This is a genomic window from Pseudomonas sp. KUIN-1 (genome assembly GCF_009176725.1).
Classification (GTDB): domain Bacteria; phylum Pseudomonadota; class Gammaproteobacteria; order Pseudomonadales; family Pseudomonadaceae; genus Aquipseudomonas; species Aquipseudomonas fragariae.
This window is the reverse complement of sequence record NZ_AP020337.1, coordinates 4331927-4351313: the sequence shown is the minus strand read 5'-3', so window position 1 is coordinate 4351313 and position 19387 is coordinate 4331927. Positions and strand designations below refer to the sequence as shown.

The 19387-nt window shown below is 57.9% G+C and carries 19 protein-coding genes; 8 read left to right on the top strand and 11 right to left on the bottom strand.

All coding sequences use genetic code 11. The features are described from left to right. Nucleotides 1–398: 398 nt before the first annotated feature. Nucleotides 399–1268, top strand: a complete 870-nt coding sequence (locus KUIN1_RS19480; RefSeq protein ID WP_011268633.1) for a hypothetical protein — start codon at nt 399–401, stop codon at nt 1266–1268. A 4-nt stretch (nt 1269–1272) separates the two neighbouring features. Here the strand turns inward: KUIN1_RS19480 and KUIN1_RS19475 are convergent, their stop codons facing one another. The 6 genes from KUIN1_RS19475 to KUIN1_RS19450 all read right to left on the bottom strand — a co-directional run bounded on the left by KUIN1_RS19475 (nt 1273) and on the right by KUIN1_RS19450 (nt 8023). Further along, nucleotides 1273–2349, bottom strand: coding sequence for a diguanylate cyclase (locus KUIN1_RS19475; RefSeq protein WP_152092195.1), 1077 nt, complete (start codon nt 2347–2349; stop codon nt 1273–1275). Nucleotides 2350–2648: 299 nt separating this feature from the next. Continuing rightward, nucleotides 2649–3851, bottom strand: a complete 1203-nt coding sequence (locus KUIN1_RS19470; RefSeq protein WP_003402522.1) for an MFS transporter — start codon at nt 3849–3851, stop codon at nt 2649–2651. A gap of 203 nt (nt 3852–4054) precedes the next feature. Next, a complete protein-coding gene (locus KUIN1_RS19465) occupies nt 4055–4645 on the bottom strand; it encodes a polyribonucleotide nucleotidyltransferase (protein WP_024659541.1) in 591 nt (196 codons plus the stop codon). A 134-nt stretch (nt 4646–4779) separates the two neighbouring features. Next, the gene (locus KUIN1_RS19460; RefSeq protein ID WP_003402525.1) at nt 4780–5592 is read right to left on the bottom strand and encodes an MlaA family lipoprotein; all 813 of its coding nucleotides are present in this window, start codon (nt 5590–5592) and stop codon (nt 4780–4782) included. Beyond that, nucleotides 5585–6883 carry a serine protein kinase PrkA gene (locus KUIN1_RS19455; protein WP_011268631.1) on the bottom strand — a complete coding sequence of 433 codons (1299 nt, stop codon included), beginning with the start codon at nt 6881–6883 and terminating at the stop codon, nt 5585–5587. Before KUIN1_RS19455 ends, KUIN1_RS19460 begins: the two co-directional genes overlap by 8 nt. Nucleotides 6884–7786: 903 nt before the next feature. Beyond that, nucleotides 7787–8023, bottom strand: a complete 237-nt coding sequence (locus KUIN1_RS19450; protein ID WP_003402529.1) for a hypothetical protein — start codon at nt 8021–8023, stop codon at nt 7787–7789. A 40-nt stretch (nt 8024–8063) separates the two neighbouring features. On the opposite strand from KUIN1_RS19450, the gene KUIN1_RS19445 reads away from it, so the two are divergent. The 3 genes from KUIN1_RS19445 (at nt 8064) to KUIN1_RS19435 (ending at nt 11125) form a co-directional block, all read left to right on the top strand. Beyond that, complete coding sequence (locus KUIN1_RS19445) at nt 8064–8918, top strand: glycine betaine ABC transporter substrate-binding protein (RefSeq protein ID WP_152092194.1); 855 nt, start codon at nt 8064–8066, stop codon at nt 8916–8918. 234 nt (nt 8919–9152) lie between these two features. Then, the gene (locus KUIN1_RS19440) at nt 9153–9464 is read left to right on the top strand and encodes a DUF485 domain-containing protein (RefSeq protein ID WP_003314526.1); all 312 of its coding nucleotides are present in this window, start codon (nt 9153–9155) and stop codon (nt 9462–9464) included. After that, entirely contained in the window at nt 9461–11125 is a 1665-nt protein-coding gene (locus tag KUIN1_RS19435) for a cation acetate symporter (RefSeq protein ID WP_152092193.1), read from the top strand. The genes KUIN1_RS19440 and KUIN1_RS19435 overlap by 4 nt, the downstream gene beginning before the upstream one ends. Nucleotides 11126–11243: 118 nt before the next feature. On the opposite strand, the gene KUIN1_RS19430 is transcribed toward KUIN1_RS19435, so the two are convergent. After that, a complete protein-coding gene (locus KUIN1_RS19430; protein ID WP_002552554.1) occupies nt 11244–11402 on the bottom strand; it encodes a DUF3309 family protein in 159 nt (52 codons plus the stop codon). A 316-nt stretch (nt 11403–11718) separates the two neighbouring features. On the opposite strand from KUIN1_RS19430, the gene KUIN1_RS19425 reads away from it, so the two are divergent. From KUIN1_RS19425 to csrA, 4 genes are all read left to right on the top strand, one after another. Then, nucleotides 11719–12096 (top strand): DUF2784 domain-containing protein, encoded by a 378-nt coding sequence (locus KUIN1_RS19425; RefSeq protein ID WP_172980105.1) that lies wholly within the window; start codon nt 11719–11721, stop codon nt 12094–12096. Nucleotides 12097–12198: 102 nt separating this feature from the next. Beyond that, nucleotides 12199–13014, top strand: coding sequence for an SDR family oxidoreductase (locus KUIN1_RS19420; protein WP_096127126.1), 816 nt, complete (start codon nt 12199–12201; stop codon nt 13012–13014). Between the two features lie 191 nt (nt 13015–13205). Beyond that, the gene (locus KUIN1_RS19410; RefSeq protein ID WP_003402534.1) at nt 13206–13538 is read left to right on the top strand and encodes a YnfA family protein; all 333 of its coding nucleotides are present in this window, start codon (nt 13206–13208) and stop codon (nt 13536–13538) included. 170 nt (nt 13539–13708) lie between these two features. Further along, complete coding sequence (csrA, locus tag KUIN1_RS19405) at nt 13709–13903, top strand: carbon storage regulator CsrA (RefSeq protein ID WP_003402536.1); 195 nt, start codon at nt 13709–13711, stop codon at nt 13901–13903. A 56-nt stretch (nt 13904–13959) separates the two neighbouring features. On the opposite strand, the gene KUIN1_RS19400 is transcribed toward csrA, so the two are convergent. The 4 genes from KUIN1_RS19400 to KUIN1_RS19385 all read right to left on the bottom strand — a co-directional run bounded on the left by KUIN1_RS19400 (nt 13960) and on the right by KUIN1_RS19385 (nt 19055). After that, nucleotides 13960–14187 (bottom strand): YheU family protein, encoded by a 228-nt coding sequence (locus KUIN1_RS19400; RefSeq protein WP_003314533.1) that lies wholly within the window; start codon nt 14185–14187, stop codon nt 13960–13962. A gap of 67 nt (nt 14188–14254) precedes the next feature. After that, a complete protein-coding gene (locus KUIN1_RS19395) occupies nt 14255–15451 on the bottom strand; it encodes an osmoprotectant NAGGN system M42 family peptidase (RefSeq protein WP_003402538.1) in 1197 nt (398 codons plus the stop codon). A gap of 79 nt (nt 15452–15530) precedes the next feature. Continuing rightward, entirely contained in the window at nt 15531–17279 is a 1749-nt protein-coding gene (gene ngg, locus KUIN1_RS19390; protein ID WP_024639726.1) for an N-acetylglutaminylglutamine synthetase, read from the bottom strand. 3 nt (nt 17280–17282) lie between these two features. Next, complete coding sequence (locus KUIN1_RS19385) at nt 17283–19055, bottom strand: N-acetylglutaminylglutamine amidotransferase (protein ID WP_116866445.1); 1773 nt, start codon at nt 19053–19055, stop codon at nt 17283–17285. Nucleotides 19056–19387 lie beyond the last annotated feature (332 nt).

Here is a 19387-nt window from a genome sequence, read left to right as displayed (position 1 = left end):
TTATCAATGGGCCTGCTCACAGTGCGTTTTCCCGACACCAGTTGAGATTGGCTGATTACCCCCGCGGCGCGGCTAACAACTCTCGGTTGCAAAAGATTTCCTGGACCGCGACTACCTTTCCGGAAAGCGTGAACGAACGCGCAAATCTTTGTTTCAGGAGAGGCGGTGTACATGATTCTGATTGTATCTCTATAACGCCAGGCGTGCCTGGCAGTACTGAGAGATTCAACAGTCTTGGTTTTAGCTATGCCTCCGACGTCATGATCAGGCACAGCGCTGAAAGTGGACCTTGGCAAAGCAAGCCTGCCGGGCCAGAAACAGTCACCTTTCATTTAACGTACTGATTGTTAATCCCTGGCGATAACCGTCAGGGATCTTTCGGGGCAGGAGCCAACGTCATGCGAGTCATAAGTTCCGGAGCAGATGCACTGATAGCCGCGCAACAACTTGATGATAAAAGAGCAGCAAAGACCATATCCTCAATTGCCAATCCCCCCCTTCGATCAACCTCTCCAGACTCTGCGGTGACCATCAGCGGCCAGGCCCTCCTGAAACACAGGGTATTTGGGGTCGCGGACTCTGGTCGTTCTGCGCCCATGCTCGGGAAAGCCGAATGTGGAATGTCCATGCCCGAGGCGTTTTTTTTAACCCGGGATGATCGCAGGCTGCTGGGTGATGTTTATGAATGGGCAAGCGCTCAGGGAGCTGATCTGGGCTATGTTGATGATCTGGCTTTTGGGCTGGCCTCATATAGAGAGAAAGATGATGGAAGAATATGGGGCCGCCAGAACCAGGGCAAAACATATGACCTCGAAGGCCACAAGGTTTTCTACAGTTTTACCGAGCCGCACGCGGCCACCGCCAAGCGTATTACCGAGAGCGATGGGCTAAAAACAACACGGCTGGACCAGGGGTTTGTTCGCTTCATCACTGACAAGGACTACGGCTCCATAGGGCACAATAATTTTGAGTTCATGGAAAAAGTCATCAACCGGTTTTCAACGGCGGGGGAAAGAGACGAGCAACTGGGGGCAGATTTCACTACCTATAAAAGCCAGAAGAGTGACTACATAAGGACGCTGTCCAAGGAAACGTACACTCCCGGCGAAGGAGACTCTCGAGAAACGCCATCCGTAAAAAAAGCCACCAAACCCAAGGAAATAACCCTGGAAAGCCTGCGTAACGACATGCGCGAGACGTTCCTGAAAGCGATGGGGGTCAAGAGTCTCTCATCCCTGTTCGACATGCTGTTCAAGGACAGGCGTTGACAGGTCAGGCCTGTGCGCCAAGCGACTGGAGTTCTGGCGGCGCATCCTGAGGGCTGGCGACGCGGTTGCGGCCTGTGCTTTTGGCCAGATACAGCGCCTTGTCTGCTTCATGCAGCCACGACGAGGCATCCGGCATTTCAGGAGAATAGGCGGCAATACCGATACTGAGACTGACCTTGAGATCGCAATGCAGGGTATAGGTCATTTCATCTATCGCCAGACGCAGGCGCTCGAGGATTTCCTTTGCCTGAAGCAAGCTGGTGTCGGGCAGAATGACGCAGAACTCATCGCCGCCACAACGCCCGATCAGGTCGAAATCACGCAGGTTTTCGATCAGTGCTTCGCTGATACTCTGCAGCACCGTGTCGCCCATCAGGTGGCCATAAGTGTCGTTGATGACCTTGAAGTGATCGATATCGATCAGCGCGATGACGCACTCCTGATACGCGTTCTGGCTACTGGCGTACTCCAGATCAAGCAGGTCCTTCCACGCACCATGATTGAGCAGGCCGGTGAGGCTGTCGGTGCGGCTGACCTTGCGCAGGATGTTGCGGTGTTCCCATAGCTTGAGCGTGACCTGATGGCTCAGCCAGCCAATGAAGATAGGGTAGGTCACCAGTACCGGAAGGCAGGCGTAGATCTGCGCCATGTTGCCATGCAGATTGACGACAGGGTCGAGCGCGGCCAGCGAAATCAGCACGCCCAGTGCCTGCATGCACAGGCCTTGCAGCATCAGCCGTGGCCCGGCGGCGGCCATGTTATGCATGGCCATCATGGCGAGGACCGTGACCCCGGGAACGGCGCTGAAACCCATCGCGCCAATCCAGAAACCGCCCATCATCGAATCGAACAGCAGATTGCGCCATTCAGCCTGGTAGGGCTCGCGTGACGTTCTTGCGAGCTGATAAGCAACATGTGGCCATACCAGACTGTAGAGCAGTGCCAACAACCACGCCCAGTGTGCTGTGTTCACGTAATACAAAGAAACAGCGACCGTCACAAAGCCAACGCTGACACCGAAGCATCTCGGGGCGTAGATCCGCTTGGCGAATGCCATCCCTCGGCGGTGATAGGTGCTCATAGATTCTTACCGGACATTACTTTCGAATCGGTCGGAAATCGACGCCGCGTGACCGAAAGGCTGGAGTTTGAGCGTTCACTAGTGGCAAGGGAAGAGTATTTTGCCGAGGGGTGTCAAATAACCACATATTAATGAAGGGTCACTGTTTAGAAGTCAATTAAATGACATAAGCAGTGCTAAAACCCGTTCAAAAATATGACGAAACTTACAATCTAATACACCGTGAATAACCGGGGCAGGGCGTCTGGTTGTTGGCAGACACACTGCCCGGCGAATTCAGTAAAGCGACGGTCAGGCGGTTACAACGGTGCCCTGTTTTTCTGCATGCTGGTCATCCATGCAACGCCGATGGACAGCAGCGCAACAACAGCGGCGACATACCCTACGGCACCCAGGCCCAGGTGCTCGATGGTGAGGCCTCCGATGATCGATCCCAGACCGATGCCGGCATTGGCTGCCGAGACATTCAGGGTCCCGGCCAGTGCCTGGGCCTGAGGCGCTGCTTTCATCACCCTGATCTGGCAGATCGGAAACAACGCCGTGTGCGCAATGCCCCAAATCACCAGTACCACGGCAAGCAGCGGCATGGAGCCTGCGGCGGGTACGCTTGCGGTCATGCCCAGTGCGAGCAGCAGCGCAAACGCCATGGTCGAGCCGAGCGGGCTGCGGTCCACATAACGTCCACCCAGGGCATTGCCGATCAGGCCTACCGCGCCGAAGCCCATCAACCACCAACCCACTTGAGCCGATTCGATGCCCGCGATGCGTTCCAGCGTATCAGCCAGATAGGTATAGGCGCCGAACATGGCCGTGAACAGCAGGATGGACAGCAGCAGGTTGGCGAGGAAAAACGGATCCCGAAGAATTTTTGCCTGCTCCGCGAGGCCGACCTTTGCGGTAGGTTCGATACGCGGCATCGACAGTGCCAGCAACAAAGCCATCAACGCTGACAGCAACGTCAGAGCCCAGAATGCCCCGCGCCAGCCCACGGCATCGGCGAATACCGTACCCAGCGGGATACCGAACAGCATGGCAGCCGAGATACCGAGGTAGACCTGCGCAACGGCCTTGCCAGCGCGCTTCGGTCCGGCCAGCAGGCTTGCCGTTTCACTGGCGGTGCCCCAGAACACTGGCAAGGCCAGTGCCGGAATGAACCGTGCCAGCGCCAGCACCCAGATATTGCTCGATACCGCCGCCAGTGCGTTGGAGGCGGCAAAGATCAGCAGAATGACGATGAACGTGCGCTTGCGGTCCAGGTGCGAAAGCATGGCCGTCAGCGGTGGGCCAAAGAGCATCACCGTGAAGGCGAACAGCGTCACCAGCAAACCGGCAGTAGAGATGGAGATTCCCAGATCACGGGCCATCGAAGGCAACAGACCGATGATGAGAAATTCAGTGGTGACGATCACGAAGCCGGCCAGGGCCAGAATCGCGATGGACAAGCCGGCGCCGGTCGAGCTTGCGCTGCGAGCGCCGGAGGCAGTGGTTTCCAGAGAAGGCATAGTGCAGACCCATTAAAAATAAGTCCGCCAGCTTATTGCAGAAAATAGCTTATATCTTTGCCAAGTTTTCCCTTTATTGTGGACTGGAATTCACTAATTGGAATTTCGTCTGCGTCCTGTCCAGGGGCCGGCCTTGGGCGAGCGAATGTTCGGCGTGTTGCGGGCGGATTGAGTCGCATCGGACCGGCTGACCGGTCCGCAGATCATTGGCCGATAACGGTCTTCACCAGCGCGGCGTGCTCTTTCGGATTCTTTGCATTGGAGACCACGTTCAGCACGGCTGCGCGAGTACCCGATGCCGCGATGATCGACGTGCTCAGCACCTGGGCGTCGCTCATGGTCGCCGAGGTGTCCAGCTGGCGCACACCAAGACCGTTCTTCTTGACGATCTTCTTGTCACCCAGCTTTTTGAAATCCTTGTAGCCGGTACTCTGCTGGGCAAGGATGCCGGTGACCAGCCCATCAAGTACTGCGCCATCGTTATCGCTGGCCTGCACGCCCATTGGCATCGGCGTTTCGGTAACGATCAACACGCGCTTTTCAGCCGCATTGGTGTAAAGCGACCCCGTCACACCCTGAGCCTTGGCCTTTGCGTCAATCTCGGGCATCTCGCCTTGTACGTAGCCCGCAGGAATGGTGAAGGCCAGTTTGCCGCCCAGCAGTGAAGCGTTTTGCACCGCAGCAGCGGCGGGCGCGGCGGCCTGCGGCTTGGTGGCAGCCTGAACGCTGACCATGCTCTGGCACGCTGCCAGTGCGATACACACAACGATTGTCTTGAAACCGAAAGAGCGCATGGAAATTCCTTTTTGTCTGTTAATGACGCAGGCGTTTGCGCCTGAGGCATGTGATTAACCAGGCAGGTAAAAGTGCCCATAAAAAAACGACCAGCCCGATCACTCCGGCTGGCCGTCGTTTTACTGCGTTACGCTTATTCGGCGATCTGCAGCTTGCGCGACTCGGTGTAGACGTAGCGCACTTTTTCATACTCGAACGGCGAGTTGAGCTGGCCGTAACGGAAGCTGGTGACGTAACGGCGGTCAATGGCACGCAACACGGTGATTTCCGGATGGTCGCTGCTGACTTCGGCCACGTTGAGGAAGTTGATCTGGTTTTCAGCCGTGTAATCGAACAGCATGCCGCCGGTGTCACGCAGGTTCGATGGACCGAACAATGGCAACACCAGATAAGGCCCGGACGGCACACCGTAGAAGCCCAGGGTCTGGCCGAAGTCTTCGCTCTGGCGCGGCAGGCCCATCATGGTCGCCGGGTCCCACAGACCGGCGATGCCGATGGTGGTGTTGAGCAGCAGACGGCCAGTGGTGTCCAGCGAGCGCTCGCCCTTGAACTGCAGCAGGCTGTTCAGCAGGTTGGAGACGTCACCCAGGTTGCTGAAAAAGTTGCTCACACCGCTGCGCACGAAGCCAGGGGTGATGTAGCGGTAGCCGTCCACGACCGGCAGGAATACCCATTCATCGAAACGGTAGTTGAAGTGGTAGACCCGGCGGTTCCAGGATTCCAGCGGATCATAGACTTCCAGTGCGTTGATGGAGGCGCGCTCGAACTCACGCTGATCCAGCCCCGGGTTGAATTGCAGCGACTTCAGAGGCTGGGTAAAGCCGTCAGCATCGGTCTGACGGGCCACCGTGGCCGGGTGCTGAGCCTTGTTGCTGGTATCCGCGTCAGCGGCCTGGACTGTGCCGGCACAGAGCAGAGCGGCAAGAAGTAAAAGACGTTTAGCCACGGAAAAACTCCAGCATGGCGTCGGTGTTGACGCGGTAATTAAGGTTGCCGCAATGCCCGCCGTACGGGTAAACGGTCAGGCGATCGCCAAAGGTCTTGCGCAGGAAGCCGAGGTCACCCGAGCCCAGGATCACGTCGTCAGCGTTGTGCATGACGGCAATCTTGGTGTTGCTGTGCAGGTAGTCCTTGAGTGCATAGAGGCTGACCTGGTCGACCAGTTGCAGAAGGCTACCGCCGTCGGTGCGCGCGCGCCACATCGGGATGACCTGTTCGGTCAGGTAGCAATCGAAGTCGCACTGCAGGGCACGCTTGAGGAACGGCGTCAGGCTGGTGCCTTCGGTGATCGGGAATTTCGGTGGTGTAATCAGGCCACGACGGTTGATCAGGTCGGAGGTGAACGCGATATCAGCCGACGAGAAGCGGAACGAGGTACCGATCAGCATCGCCATCTGTTCATTGGTCAGGTGCTGCTTGGACTGCTGGAAGTCGAACAGCAGTGCATCGTTGAGGTCGATGTAGCCTTTTTGGCGGAAGTAGCGGGTCAGCTTGGCCAGCACCAGTTCATAGAACGTGGTGGTGTTGTTGATACCCTTGACGTTGGTCTGCACCAGTTTGTCGAGGTTGCTGATCGAGGTGTAGAGATTGACCGGCGGGTTGAGCAGCAGGACTTTCTTGAAGTTGAAGCTGCGGCGGGTTTCATCCAGTTTGCTGACGAATGCAGCATTCAGTGCCCCAAGGCTGTAACCGGTCAGATAATAGTCGGTTACCGGCAGTTGCGCCTGCTGAGCCCGAATGGCCTGCATGACGCGATAAATGTCTTCTGCGTCGTCGGTGGAGACACCAGGAGTCGCAAAGCGCGAGGCCGAGGTCATGAAGTCATAGCTGGTGGGCGAAGACAGCTGTACGACGTGGTAGCCCGCGCCGTAATAGAGCTTTTTCAGGAATTCATTGATCGTGCTGTTATACGGCGCGCCGGTGCCGGCGATCAGGAAGATCAGCGGGGCAGCGTGGTCCTGCTTGGCCAGGCGATAGTGCAACTTCTTCACCGCCCAGAAGTTGTCGGGCAGGGTGAACTCGCGCTCGGGATGCAGGTTCAGGGTGTAGACATCCTGATCGATATCTTCATCGTCAGGCAGGTCGGGGCGCAGAGCGGGCGGTGTGGTCGCAATGGTCGCTTCGAACGGATTAGTCAGCGGGTAGCCATAGGTGGCGGAGTCGACGTTGGTTGCCAGAGCGGACGCACTTAAACACAAGCCACCTATAACAGTGGCGAGGCGCAGAAAACGGAGCATGACTAAATCCCTTGGGAAAGAAGTGCTGATGAAATACGCAGGCTATGACCAAGGTGTAGTGCCAAAGTGCCCCATCCACTGGTTAATCCTGTAAATATGACGGAACAATACACGTTCTTTGGATTTTGCAATGCAGATATGCGGTTTATTTTTGCGTGACTAGCGTATTTGCTGCCCCGGCGCGACGTTTGCACTGCTGGTAAAGGTTGGCAGACCATGGCCTGGAGGCGGATTTTCCAGCTCGCGGAAAGCACAAAGGAGAGCCGTAGCTCTCCTCCAATGTGGTTCACGTGCTCTTTTTATTGTTATAGGGCGGCCTGTTATTGTTGTTGGCGACCAGTCCCTTTACAGCGTTGTTGTGCGACCCCTATCCGGGGTCAAGAGCAAACGTATTTTTTTGAGCGCTGATTCGCTTTAATCACCTGCCTGCACAACAGCGTGATCCCACCGGTTCTGGAGCTACCTGACGGTAGTTTTATTGTTCTCGGTCCGGTCGCGAGGCCTTTCATTGAAAGGGCCCTGTAAAGCTGATCCACTCCAAAAAAATCTGTTAGCTGCGCCTCTGTCCGTTTTGTTCTTGTTGTGTCAGAGCCGTTACGTCTTGTTTTTATTGGTTTGCCGCATCATTTGTTGTTTTTGTTGTACCAGAGATATAGCAGGACCCGTGCCAGTTTTTTAAAAACCTTTAAAATCAGTAATTTGCGGATTCTGATGATTGTTGGCTGGTCATGGAGCCGGAAAAAATGTTTCCGTGTTACCCGTTCGCGTCGGTGATCGTGAAGCTGCGGTAACACATCGTGTGTCCTTCGAAACATGAGCCAGAGTGGTGCGCTGCAGTTCTCTACCGTCTATACGACGTTGGTATGGGGAAGGGGGCTCGCCCATAGGCATGAAGCAGCGTCCTCAGCTGTTGATGGCCGGATCAAGGCGTTTTTCGGGGCGCGTTGTCGTTGATGGCTCGTTGTTGTCGTTTCCCATTGCCCCAGTGTCGCAGACAGAGCATGCCTGCCTGTTCCGCAGGTCGATGATCAGGGTGGCGTTGCGGTGCGTTTGACTGCGCGTGGCAGCGATAAAAACGTGCAAGGCGCCGCGTGCCCCAAGGTCGGGCGCGAGGGCGGTCTGGAGAACAACGTTAACCATGTTCCGACAACCGTCGGTGCAGACTTCCGGGGAAGCGACAATGATGATGCGAAAAATACTGGGGGCGGGTGCCGCTCTGGTACTTGCGGTCAGCTCCACGCTGGCGATTGCCGAAACCAAGACCCTGACCATTGGCTATGTGGAAGGCTGGTCCGACAGTGTCGCCACCACCTTCGTGGCTTCCGAGGTGATCAAGCAAAAGCTTGGCTATGACGTCAAGTTGCAGTCTGTCGCTGCAGGGATCATGTGGCAGGCGGTGGCAACCGACAAGCTGGACCTGATGCTGTCTGCGTGGCTTCCGGGCACGCATGGCGAGTACTACGCCAAGTACAAGGATCAGGTCGTCAACTACGGCCCCAACTTCAAGGACGCCAAGATTGGCTTGATCGTGCCTGAGTACGTCAAGGCCAAAACCATCGAAGACCTGAAGACTGATGCCTCCTTCAGCAAGAAGATCACCGGGATCGATGCGGGCTCGGGCGTGATGCTCAAGACCGATCAGGCCATCAAGGACTACGGTCTGGACGGCTATAAGCTGCAGGCGAGCTCCGGCGCAGGCATGATCGCCGAGCTGACCCGCGCAGAGAAGGCGAAGAAATCCATCGTGGTTACCGGCTGGGTGCCGCACTGGATGTTCGCCAAGTGGAAACTGCGTTTCCTGGACGACCCGAAAGGTGTCTATGGCGAGGCTGAAACCGTCGACAACGTTGCCAGCCTGGGGCTGGAGAAAAAAGCGCCTGAGGTCGTGGCCTTCCTGAAAAAATTCCAGTGGGCATCCAAGGACGAAATCGGTGAAGTGATGCTGGCGATTCAGGACGGTGCCAAACCTGAAGCGGCAGCAAAGGACTGGGTCGCCAAGCACCCGGACCGCGTCGCCGCATGGACTGCCAAATAGTCGCAAAGTGTCTGAATAGCCCTTCTCAAGGCCGTCTGGTGTTATCGCCAGACGGCCTTTCGTTTTTCCGCTCCGAAGTATTTTCCGTGCGACCGACTGCCGGCGGGTCCAGGCCGTGCGAGAAGAGGTATCTACAGCTAATGTCGTTCTAATACTAAGGTCGTCTGGAGTGCGCGCCGGACCCGACTAAAGTGCGTTACGTGACATCTCATCTGTGCTGCGAGGACAAAAACAATGAACGACAGCATTTACCTCTCGATTCAAAACAGCCCCCGTTTCAAGGAGCTGGTCTCCAAAAGAGAGCGTTTCGCCTGGATTCTCTCGGCGATCATGCTTGGCCTGTATGCGGCCTTTATTCTTTTGATCGCTTACGGACCCCATATTCTGGGGGCCAAACTAAGTCCCACTTCGACCATTACCTGGGGAATGCCGATAGGCGTCGGGCTGATCCTTTCCGCGTTCATATTGACGGCCATCTATGTTCGCCGTGCCAACGGTGAATTCGATGACCTGAACAACGCGATCCTCAAGGAGGCTCAGCAATGATCCGGCGCCTATCAGCAGCACTTGGCCTGGCCGCCTTCGCGCCGACCCTCTGGGCGGCAGACGCGTTGACGGGTGCAGTGCAGAAACAACCCCTGAACGTCGCCGCGATCGTCATGTTCGTGGTCTTCGTCGCTTTCACGCTGTACATCACCTACTGGGCATCGAAAAAGAACAAGACAGCGTCGGACTATTACTCGGCAGGTGGCAAGATCACCGGCTTCCAGAACGGTCTGGCGATCGCCGGTGACTACATGTCGGCAGCGTCCTTTCTGGGTATTTCCGCGCTGGTCTACACCTCCGGCTACGATGGCCTGATCTACTCGATCGGCTTCCTGGTAGGCTGGCCGATCATCCTGTTCCTGATCGCCGAACGCCTGCGCAACCTGGGTAAATACACCTTTGCCGATGTGGCGTCGTACCGCCTCAAGCAAAAGGAAATTCGCACCCTGTCTGCCTGCGGCTCGCTGGTGGTGGTGGCGTTTTACCTGATTGCGCAGATGGTCGGTGCCGGCAAGCTGATCCAGTTGCTGTTCGGTCTGGACTACGCCGTTGCGGTGGTGCTGGTCGGTATCCTGATGTGCCTCTATGTGCTGTTCGGCGGCATGCTCGCTACCACCTGGGTGCAGATCATCAAGGCGGTGATGTTGCTGTCCGGTGCGTCGTTCATGGCATTGATGGTCATGAAGCACGTCAACTTCGACTTCAACATGCTGTTCTCCGAAGCGATCAAGGTTCACCCAAAAGGTGAAGCGATCATGAGCCCTGGCGGGCTGGTGAAAGACCCGATCTCGGCGTTCTCGCTGGGTCTGGCCCTGATGTTCGGTACTGCGGGCCTGCCACACATCCTGATGCGCTTCTTCACCGTGAGCGATGCCAAGGAAGCCCGCAAGTCGGTGCTCTACGCAACCGGCTTTATCGGTTACTTCTACATCCTGACCTTCATCATCGGTTTCGGCGCGATCCTGCTGGTCAGCACCAATCCGGCGTTCAAGGATGCAGCAGGCGCCTTGTTGGGCGGTAACAACATGGCTGCGGTTCATCTGGCCGATGCGGTCGGTGGCAGTCTGTTCCTGGGCTTCATCTCGGCAGTCGCTTTCGCCACCATTCTGGCAGTGGTTGCCGGTCTGACCCTGGCGGGTGCTTCGGCGGTTTCCCACGACTTGTATGCCAGCGTCATCAAGGCAGGCAAAGCCAACGAGAAGGACGAGATCCGTATCTCGAAAATCACCACCATTGCCCTGGCGGTCGTGGCGATCTTTCTGGGTATTGCCTTTGAAAGCCAGAACATCGCCTTCATGGTGGGCCTGGCGTTCTCGGTCGCGGCAAGCTGCAACTTCCCGATTCTGCTGCTTTCCATGTACTGGAAAAACCTGACCACCCGTGGCGCCATGATCGGCGGCTGGATGGGCCTGATCAGTGCAGTGGTGCTGATGGTGCTCGGTCCGACCATCTGGGTGCAGATCCTGCACCACGAGAAAGCCATTTTCCCTTACGAATACCCGGCGCTGTTTTCCATCGCCATCGCCATCGCCTTCGTAGGTATCTGGTTCTTCTCCATCACCGACAAGTCGAAAGCGGCGGAGGGCGAGCGCGCTCTGTTCTATCCGCAATTCGTCCGCTCGCAGACGGGGCTGGGTGCCAGTGGTGCGGTTTCGCACTAAGGTACCGGTGTTGTGAACGAAGCAGCCTTCGGGCTGCTTTTTCATGGGCGATAAAAAACCCCGCTTGAAAAAGCGGGGTTTTTTATTGGCTACATGCGCTGCTGCGTGGAGCAGCAGGTCATATCTTGCCGAGCAACACCAGAATCAGCAGGATCACCAGGATCGTACCGATGATGCCCGACGGACCGTAGCCCCAGCTGCGCGAGTGCGGGAATACTGGCAAACCGCCAACTAGCAGCAGAATCAGAACGATGATAAGAATAGTGCCGATGCCCATGGTGAGTTCCCTCTTTACAGTAGTGTTAATTAACAGATGCCGTTAAAACGTCACGCCAGACGGTATGAAGTTTGCCTGCTTGACTCATCGGACTCTGGGGGTTGGAGAAAGGTTCGATCTATTTTAAATAATTTCTTACATTTCTAAAAAACATTGAAAATCAGCATCTTGTCGTACTTTTGTCTGACAATAACTTGGCCCGTTTTAACCTGATGGGTTTGAATCGGTCTTAAAAACAATTGAACTAAAGGCCCTGGAAAGTCTCGGCGCGATGTGAACTTTCGACCTGGGGCATGGGCCACAAGAGGACACAATGATGGTTTATCGAGTGGCGGCGGATGCCGTGGTCGTGTTTCATCTACTGTTCATTGTGTTCGTCCTGTTCGGCGGACTGCTGGTATTGAGAAGGCCCTGGCTGGCACTGCTGCACGTTCCAGCTGCGGCCTGGGGGACTGCGGTCGAGTTTCTGCATCTGTATTGCCCGCTGACACCGCTGGAAAACACCCTGCGCAGCAACGCTGGAGGGCAGGGCTATAGCGGGGGCTTCGTTGAGCATTATCTGCTCCCGCTGATTTACCCGGCCGGGCTTACGCCGGGCATACAGCTTTGGCTGGGCGGCATCGTCGTGCTGCTCAATGTGTCGGTATATGGCCTGTTGCTGGTGCGCTATGTGGCCCGGTCCAAGCGTTCATAGGGCTGCGGTTTGCTCCAGGCATTCAGCGTCTTGATGGTGGGTTTGTGGTGCTTCTACTGTGATTACACTCAGGCAACTCCTGCACATCACAAGGCACTCGCTATGCAAAACCGCATCATGATTACTGGCGCCGGCTCAGGTCTGGGTCGTGAAATTGCACTGCGCTGGGCACGCGAAGGGTGGCGGCTGGCACTCTCGGACATCAACGATGCCGGCTTGCAGGAGACCCTTGTGCAAGTACGCAAGGCGGGCGGTGACGGTTTCGTGCAGCGTTGCGACGTTCGCGACTACAGCCAGCTCACCGCGTTTGCCCAGGCGTGCGAACAGCGCTTTGGCGGCATCGACATCATCGTCAACAATGCGGGGGTGGCCTCGGGGGGCTTTTTCAACGAATTGTCGCTGGAGGACTGGGACTGGCAGATCGCGATCAACCTGATGGGGGTGGTCAAGGGCTGCAAGGCGTTCCTGCCAATGCTGCTGGCCAGCAAGGGCCGGATCATCAACATCGCCTCGATGGCAGCGCTGATGCAGGCCCCGGCGATGAGCAATTACAACGTCGCCAAGGCCGGGGTCGTCGCGCTTTCCGAGAGCCTGCTGGTCGAACTGCATGATCAGGGGGTTGGTGTTCATGTGGTCTGCCCGTCGTTCTTTCAGACCAACCTGCTGGATTCCTTCCGCGGCCCCACGCCCGCGATGAAGGCGCAGATCGGCAGGTTGCTGGAGAAGTCGCCGATCACCGCCGGGGATATCGCCGACTGCATCTTCAGGCAGGTTGGCGAAGGCGAGTTCATGATCCTGCCTCATGAAGAAGGCCGCATGGCCTGGGAAATGAAGCGCAAGCAACCGCAGGCGATGTACGACGAAATGACCGTCATGTGCGCCAAGATGCGCGCCAAGGCGCAGAAGGGGCATGCCTGACTAACCCGGAAGCGCTGCGTCCTCTTGCGACGCAGAGCGTCGTGACCTGCATTCCCACGCTGGAGCGTGCGGAACGATAACCTCAACTATCGTGCGACGCTCTGCGTCCTCTTGGGTGGTATCAAGGTCATGACTGCACTGTTTTCTGATAGGGTTGCGCGCACCTTGCAGCCCTGACCTGAGAACCTTTCATGCTCAATTACCTGTGGTTTTTCCTCGCTGCTCTGTTCGAGATATTCGGTTGCTATGCCTTCTGGCTGTGGTTACGTCAGGGCAAGAGCGCGCTGTGGGTGATTCCTGCGCTTGTCAGCCTGACGGTGTTTGCACTGTTGCTGACACGTGTGGAGGCGGCTTATGCGGGCCGAGCCTATGCGGCGTATGGCGGGATCTACATTGTTGCTTCGATTGCCTGGCTGGGGCTGGTCGAGCGAGTCAGGCCGCTGGGCACGGACTGGCTGGGTCTGGCGTTCTGCGTCATCGGTGCGATCATCATTCTGCTGGGGCCGCGTTGGTCCGCCGCTTGATTAACCACTGCCGCGAACGATATTTCCCACGGATTTGGCTGGAAAGTAAGACCTTTCCTTCAGTCTTTTCCGGTGCTGTTGCAGGACGTTACTGATTTGCCATCAGCGCATTGAAGCGCCGTGTCTCGCCATGCACCCTGCCTCTTTTGCGCAACGCAAGGGTGGGAAAAATGCTGGTACTGACGCGGGAAATTGGCGAAACGTTTTCCATTGGTGATGACATCACCGTGCAGATTCTGGGGATCAACGGCAATCAGGTCAGGCTCGGGATCAATGCCCCGAAAGACGTCAAGGTTCACCGCGCTGAAGTCTACAAGCGAATCGCCAGGACGCTTGCGCAACAGGCAACAACGCCGCTTCGGTGAGCGGCGTGGTCAGCAGGCGACGTTGTGGGCAAATGACCTGACTCGGCCTTTAGAGGCTATTCGAAAAACTCCTTCGGCACGTCGTGCTTGAGCATCAGCTGACACTGCTGGCTCTCAAGGTCGAAAAAGATCACCGCCTGGCCCTTGGTCAACGCATGACGCACGCGCAGTACCCGGGTTTGCAGCGGTGTTTCGTCGCCATTATCGGTGCCCTCACGGGTGACGAAATCCTCGATCAGGCGAGTGAGGGTGTCAGGTTCCAGTTGGTCGTAGGGGATCAGCATGGCGGTTCTCGTGTCGATGAGCGGCGATAATAGAACTGCGGTGCCACGCACCGCAATTCACAGGGCCTCAGCTCTCTTCGCGATTCTGCCCGATCAGGCTGTCGACCGGTGGCACGCGGGTATCGGATTCCATCTGCGCATCGTGCTCGATCTGATGGCTGAAGCGCTCCAGCGAGCTCTGCGCCGGTTTGGCATCGCTGGCGAATACCGGTGGGCTGAGTATGTAGGCACCCAGCAACTTGCTCAGCGCCGCCAGACTGTCGATATGCGTGCGCTCGTAGCCATGCGTCGCGTCACAGCCGAACGCCAGCAGGGCGGTGCGGATGTCATGCCCCGAAGTCACGGCCGAGTGCGCATCACTGTAGTAATAGCGGAACAGGTCACGACGCACCGGCAACTCGTTTTCCACACCCAGCCGCAGCAGATGGCGGGACAGGTGGTAGTCGTAAGGACCGCCCGAGTCCTGCATCGCCACGCTGACGGCGTGTTCGCTGGAATGCTGACCTGGCGCAACCGGCGCGATGTCGATGCCGACGAACTCGCTCACGTCCCAGGGCAGCACGCCAGCCGCGCCCGTACCGGTTTCTTCGGTGATGGTGAACAGCGGGTGACAGTCGATCAACGGCTCGGCACCGCTGTCGACAATGGATTTCAGGGCGGCGAGCAGTGCCGCGACACCAGCCTTGTCATCCAGGTGGCGGGCACTGATGTGTCCGCTCTCGGTGAACTCCGGCAGCGGGTCGAAGGCGACGAAGTCACCGATGCCGATACCCAGCGATTCGCAGTCGGCGCGGGTGGTGCAATAGGCATCCAGGCGCAACTCGACGTGGTCCCAACTGATCGGCATTTCATCCACGGCGGTGTTGAACGCGTGACCGGAAGCCATCAGCGGCAAAACGCTGCCACGGATCACGCCGGTGTCGGTGAACACGCTGACCCGGCTGCCTTCGGCAAAGCGGCTCGACCAGCAGCCGACCGCAGCCAGTGACAGGCGGCCGTTTTCTTTAACTTCCCGAACGCTGGCACCGATGGTGTCCAGGTGCGCCGATACGGCGCGGTCGGGGCTGTTCTGCTTGCCCTTCAGCGTGGCGCGGATCGTGCCGCGGCGGGTCAGTTCGAACGGGATGCCCAGCTCTTCGAGACGCTCGGCCACGTAACGCACAATAGTGTCGGTGAAGCCGGTAGGGCTTGGGATCGCGAGCATTTCCAACAGAACTTTCTGCAGGTATTTCAGATCCGGATCGGGGATATTTGCAGGGGTCATGGATGCTCCTTATGGAACAGTTGCAAGCCACGGGCTGCAAAGGCTGATACGCCATTTGCAGCCGTGCCCGCAGCTGCGATCAGATATGCACAGGGAGGCTGTGCGGAAACAACAGATCGACGAAACGTTCGGCGGTGGGTTGTGGTTCGTGATTGGCAAGGCCTACGCGTTCATTGGCTTCGATGAACACGTAGTCAGGCTGATCGGCGGCCGGCACCATCAGGTCCAGGCCGACGACCGGGATGTCCAGCGCCCGCGCGGCACGCACCGCTGCGTCGTGGAGCACCGGGTGCAGAATGGCCGTGACATCTTCCAGGCAGCCGCCAGTATGCAGATTGGCAGCACGCCGTACGGCCAGGCGCTGATCCATCGGCAGAATATCGGCGTAGTCAAAGCCGGCCTCGCGCACCGTGCGCTCGGTTTCCTGATCCATCGGAATACGGCTTTCGCCATCCGTTGCAGCGGCGCGGCGTCGGCTCTGCGCTTCGATCAACTGTTTGATGGTGTGGCGACCATCACCAATGATTTCAGCCGGGCGACGTATCGCCGCCGCCACGACCTGAAAGCCGATCACCACGATGCGCAGGTCCAGACCTTCGTGAAAGCTTTCCAGAATGACGCGAGTGTCGAACTGGCGGGCCTGTTCGATGGCGCTCTGCACGTCTTCAATGGTGCGCAGATCAACCGCGACGCCCTGACCTTGCTCACCGTCCAGCGGCTTGACCACGATTTGCCCGTGCTCTTCGAGAAACGCCAGATTATCGTCTGCGTTGCCCGCCCTTTGCTGTGCGGGCAGGCGCAGGCCGGCGGCCTTCAGGGCACGATGGGTCAGGCTCTTGTCCTGACACAAGGTCATGCTCACCGCGCTGGTCAGATCGCTCAACGACTCGCGGCAGCGGATGCGACGACCGCCATAGCTGAGGGTGAACAGCCCGGCGTCCGCATCATCCACCTGCACGTCAATGCCGCGCCGATGGGCTTCCTCGACAATGATCCGCGCATACGGATTGAAGTCCGCCTGCGGGCCAGGGCCGAGAAACAACGACTCGTTGATGCCGTTCTTGCGCTTGATGGCGAAGGTCGGCAGGTTGCGGAAATTCAATTTGGCGTACAGCGCCTTGGCCTGATCGTTGTCATGCAGCACCGACAGGTCGAGGTAGCTCAGGCCGCGACTCATGAAATGCTCGATCAGATGCCGGACCAGTACTTCGCCGACACCGGGCCGCGTGCATTGCGGATCAACCGCCAGGCACCAGAGGCTGCTGCCTTTTTCCGGATCATTGAAGGCCTTCTGGTGGTTGAGGCCCATGACGCTGCCGATGATCGTCTTGCTGCCCTCGTCCTCGGCCACCCAGTACACCGGGCCACCTTCGTGGCGCGGGGTCAGCAGCTCGGGGTCGATGGGCAACATGCCGCGCGCCAGATACAGGTTGTTGATGGCCTGCCAGTCGTTCTCATTATGCGCACGGCGGATACGGTAGCCGCGAAACACACGGTGCGCCGGGCGGTAATCGCTGAACCACAGACGCAGTGTGTCCGACGGGTCGAGAAACAACTGCTGCGGCGATTGCGCCAACACCTGTTGCGGGGCTGCCACATATAGGGCGATGTCGCGCTCGCCGGGTTTTTCGTTGAGCAGGTCCTGAGCCAGTGCGGCCGGATCAGGGTAGGTGTGACCGATCAGCAAGCGTCCCCAGCCACAATGCAACGCCAGAGGGTCTGCATCTATCTGGCTGCCGTCTTCAGCGAGTCGCGCCTGCAGACGTTCGTACGAGGGCGACTGGCCGCGCAACAGGCGCTGGCTATAAGTCGTCGCGTTCTGTTTCATCGATCACAGTCCCTGTTCGCTGAGCCACAGGTTCAGCGCTGCCAGTTGCCACAGCTTGGAGCCGCGCAATGGCGTGAGCTGGCCCTCGGGGTTGGTCAGCAACTTGTCGACCATGGCAGGGTTGAACAGGCCGCGGTCCTGACTGGAGTCGGTCAGCAGCTCGCGCACCCAGTCAAGCGTGTCGCCCTGCAAGTGTTTGAGGCCAGGCACCGGGAAGTATCCTTTCTTGCGATCGATCACTTCCGAAGGAATGACCATGCGCGCGGCTTCTTTCAGCACCTGTTTGCCACCGTCGGGCAGCTTGAATTTACCCGGAATGCGAGCCGACAGTTCGACCAGACGATAGTCCAGGAACGGCGTACGCGCTTCCAGGCCCCAAGCCATGGTCATGTTGTCGACACGCTTGACCGGGTCATCGACCAGCATCACCGTGCTGTCCAGACGCAATGCCTTGTCGACAGCAGCGCTGGCGCCTGGCTGGGCAAAGTGATCGCGAACGAAATCACCGGCTGCGTCGTTGGCAGTGCGCCACTTCGGCTGCACGGTCTCGGCGTATTCCGCGTAGCTGCGGTCGACGAATGCATCACGGTAGGCGGCAACCGGATCGCTCGCGCCGTCGACTTGCGGGTACCAGTGGTAACCGGCGAACAGTTCGTCAGCGCCCTGGCCGCTCTGTACCACCTTGCAGTGCTTCGATACTTCACGCGACAGCAGGTAGAAGGCGATGCAGTCGTGGCTGACCATCGGTTCGCTCATGGCGCGGAACGCCGCAGGCAACTGCTCGATGATCTCGCGTTCCTGAATACGCAACTGGTGATGGCGCGTGCCGTAATGCTTGGCGATCAGGTCGGAATACTGAAATTCATCACCGCGCTCGCCGCCGGCATCCTGAAAACCGATAGAAAAGGTCGACAGGTCCTCGACGCCCACTTCGCGCAACAGACCGACCAGCATGCTCGAGTCGACGCCGCCGGACAGCAGCACACCGACGTCCACTGCAGCACGCTGGCGGATCGCTACCGCTTCACGCGTGCTGTCCAGTACGCGGTCGCGCCAGTCTTCGAGGGTGAGGTTTTTCTCGTCTTCGTGCGGGCCGTAGGGCAGGGTCCACCAGACTTTCTGTTCGAGCTTGCCGCTGGCGTCGATACGCATCCAGCTGGCTGGCGGAAGTTTTTCGACGCCGGCCAGCAGGGTGCGCGGGGCAGGCACTACCGCATGGAAGTTGAGGTAATGGTTGAGCGCCACCGGATCAAGCATCCCGCTGATGTCACCACCCTTGAGCAGGGCAGGCAGCGAGGACGCGAAGCGCAGGCGCTTGTCGGTTTTCGACAGGTACAACGGCTTGACGCCGAGGCGGTCACGGGCGATGAACAGCTGCTTGCTGTCACGTTCCCAGATGGCAAAGGCGAACATGCCATTGAGCTTGGGCAGCATGTCTGCGCCCCAGGCGTGATAGCCCTTGAGCAACACTTCGGTGTCACCGCCGGAATGGAACTGATAGCCAAGGCTTTCCAACTCGGCACGCAGTTCCGGGAAGTTGTAGATCGCACCGTTGAAGGCCAGGGACAGGCCCAGATTGCTGTCGATCATCGGCTGCGCCGAGCCGTCCGACAGGTCCATGATTTTCAGGCGACGATGACCAAGGGCAACCGGCCCCTGGCTATGAAACCCCCACGCATCCGGGCCGCGAGGCGCCAGCTCATGGGTAATGCGTTCAACAGCGGCTAAGTCCGCTGGTTGATGGTCGAAACGTAATTCACCTGCTAATCCGCACATAAGTCCTTACCGGGTTTCCGTTGGGGAGGTGACTGAGAAAGTGCAGTCACCCAGAAACTGACCCAGTGAGGGCATGGTAGTTTTAGATCAAAAAGTTATAAGCGTTTGATTTCAGCTGGTTGGGTGCTTGCTTCTGGAATTGATGCTTTCACTGGGTTGGGGTTGCTGTCGTGCTTACCGCACCCGCTTTAGGGCGGATTTTTCTGACATGTAAAGCGGATTCGGCTCATTGACGGTGATGTTTGCAGCACGCTAGTTTGGGGCACATGAAAGCACGTCAACTCACTCGGCATACATAAAGGGGTATCGATATGAACAAGCACGTCGCACAG